Source organism: Chamaesiphon sp. VAR_69_metabat_338, from assembly GCF_031423935.1.
Taxonomy (GTDB): Bacteria; Cyanobacteriota; Cyanobacteriia; order Cyanobacteriales; family Chamaesiphonaceae; genus Chamaesiphon.
On record NZ_JANPGM010000267.1, the window covers coordinates 1 to 2,759 of the forward strand.

Here is a 2,759-nt window from a genome sequence, read left to right on the forward strand (position 1 = left end):
CATAAGCCTTCATCCATCGACTCGAATAATGTCCGGTATTTGGCTTCAGAGGATTGTAACGCCAGACTAGTCCGCTCGCGCTCGAAGACGATGCTGGCGATATTGGTACCAAACTCGGCCAATTGGTACTCCCACTCGGTCGGCACGCGCGATCGATCGAAGCAGAGCATCAACGATCCCAATGGTAGCTCGTCCACACCCAGAATCGGGGCACAATGGCAGGCCAGAATGCCATTAGCCGCACATAAATCGCGCCAGGATGGCAACTGCAGATCGTCATTGACAATATCCACACAGGTGACTGACCGACCGGCATACACTGCTGGAGCGCAAACGCCGATGGTTAGATCGTCGAGCGGCATGTTTGCTACGCCGAGGGCGAAGGCGGGTGGCAACTCTGGCGAAATCGATCGAGGAAACTTGTGCCGCTGGGCATCAGCGGGGAGAATACAAGCGCGAACGCCCAAACTCAGATTGGAAACTGAGGCGCAGACGGCAGCCAGACAGTTAGCCAGCGGCTCGCCAGTCGCGACCAGCTCCAGCAGTCGCTTTTGCTCGAATAGCAGTAGTTCTGCCCGTTTGCGCTCGCTGATATCGGCCATCAGGATTGCCAGCCCATCGGTGGTGGGGTAGAGCCGATGTTCGACCCACATGTCTGCCACCGCGTAGTAAAACTCAAACTGCACCTCGATCTGCTCGGTCATGGCGCGCTGGAGCAGATCGTAAAATTCGATCCCCACTTGATGCGGAAATACATCCCAAGCTTGTCTGCCGATGACCTTTAAGCGGGGTAGCTTGAGAAATTCTAATAACCGATCGTTGATGTAGGTGTACCGCCACTGTCGATCGAAGGTGGCAAAGCCATCGCGCAGACTCGATACGATCCGATCGAGTGCTGCTAATGCTTCCGTCCGCTGCCGTTCTTCCTGGTGGGCGCGCGCATTGGCGATCGCGATTTCCACCTGAGAGCCAATTACTTCAAAAAAGCCGCGATACTCTTCCTCAAACGCCCGACAGGGACTAACTGCCAAAATTAACAAGCCCGCAAGCTGCTGTTGTCCCGATCGCTCCAGCGGTACGACATATGCCGATTGTGGCGGTAAATTCCAGATACTCTCAGGCAGCGTGTCAAAGCGGGTGGCTAAATCGGTCAGATGTGCGGCCTCACCCGATTGTCGCACTCGATCCAGATCCCACGCCGCTGTCAGATCGAGCCGATCGGGACTAGCGAGCGTGCCTGGTGCGATGCCAGCAGTGCCCAACAGTTGCGCCGAACCCAGCTCGTCGAGCTGATATAGCAATGCAAATGGGATATCGGCGGGATTAGCAGCGATCGCGCTCATGCACGCTCGGCCAGCTTCCTCGATCGTTTTCGTTGTCAGCGGTTGCGCCGCCAATTCGCGCAATGTCTTGAGTTGTCGCTCGCCGATGACGCGTTTGGTCGTCTCATCGCAAGCACAAAAGATGCCCCCAACCTCGCCCGCCTCGTCCCGCACCGGACTATAAGCATAGTTAAAATAACATTCTTCAAGATAACCATTGCGTTCGAGCAGCAGCAACCCATCTCGAACTTGCGTCGCCTCACCGCGTTGCACTACTGCGGCAATCATCGGCGCGATCGTCTCCCAGATTTCTTGCCAGCACTCCCGCCCCCGTTGTCCTAGTGCTTGGGGATGCTTGGTAGTGCCCAAAATCGGGCGATAGGCATCGTTGTAAAACTGAATTAGCTCTTGTCCCCACCACAGAAAAATCGGGTGCTGGGACGTCAGTAAAATACTCAGCACCGTTTTCAGACTTTGCGACCAACCCGATGGTGCGCCTAACGGGGTCTGCGACCAGTCATGCGCCCTCATCAAGTCTGCCATTTCACTACCCCTGACAAAAATGCTGTTAGCAGCTATTTCTGATTGTGAAGATGTCACGACGATGACCTTTGTAGTAGAAAATATCTTTAATTAATTCTAGTTCAAAGCCTCGATCGCCAGCAAGCTGGTTTTCTGGACGGTAATTGGGGTATTACCACGATTGAAAAGTTCTCATTCAACCATGCAAAAAATCGATTAAGCCGTAGGCTTGAGCTTCAGTCGCCGACATAAATTCCCGCTTGGCGGTATCTTCAGCAATCGTCTCGCTCGCTCGTCCCGTCGCCTGCGCGTACAGTTCATACAAAATCTGCCGTTGGCGAAATACCGCTCTGGCAGCAGATTCGATCTCTCTAGCTGTGCCGCTAGTTAATGTCATCTCATCAGCCTGTGCCAAGCGAATCCGCGCGTGGGGTTGCGCCGATCGATTGCCAGGACTACCGCTAGCTAGTAATAACGAGCCGACCCCGTCCGCCACCCCCATACAAATCGTCTGCACTTCCACTTTCAGACTTTGGATCGTATCGTAAATTGCCAAACCCGCCGCGATCGATCCCGATGAAGTGTTGATATAGAGCTGGATTGGGGTATCTGGATCGGCCAGATCCAAATAGATCGATTGGGCGATCGCTTCATTTGCCACGCGATCGTCGATCGTCTGGCGCAAAAAGATCGTGCGGGATTGGAGCTGGCGATCTCGATCGAATGAGTACATATTTGGGAGTTGGGAGACGAAGCTGTCCACTATCACTCGCTCCTTCCCTCTATCATATCGATCGAGTCGATTTTGTGGATAAGGGGATAGTGAATGGTGGATAGTGGATAGTGTAATAAGGATGGACGCTTGCGTCCGCCAACCCCCAACCCCCAACACCCAAACGGTGGTACAGCAACACC

The 2,759-nt window shown here is 54.0% G+C and carries 2 protein-coding genes; both read right to left on the bottom strand.

From position 1 onward, the window contains the following. On the bottom strand, positions 1–1,922 hold a 1,922-nt coding region (locus RMO84_RS07885; RefSeq protein ID WP_310487917.1), incomplete at its 3' end, for a PAS domain-containing protein. 118 nt (positions 1,923–2,040) lie between these two features. After that, on the bottom strand, positions 2,041–2,607 hold the full coding sequence (locus RMO84_RS07890; protein WP_310487918.1) for an ATP-dependent Clp protease proteolytic subunit: 567 nt from the start codon (positions 2,605–2,607) through the stop codon (positions 2,041–2,043). Between the last annotated feature and the right edge of the window lie 152 nt (positions 2,608–2,759).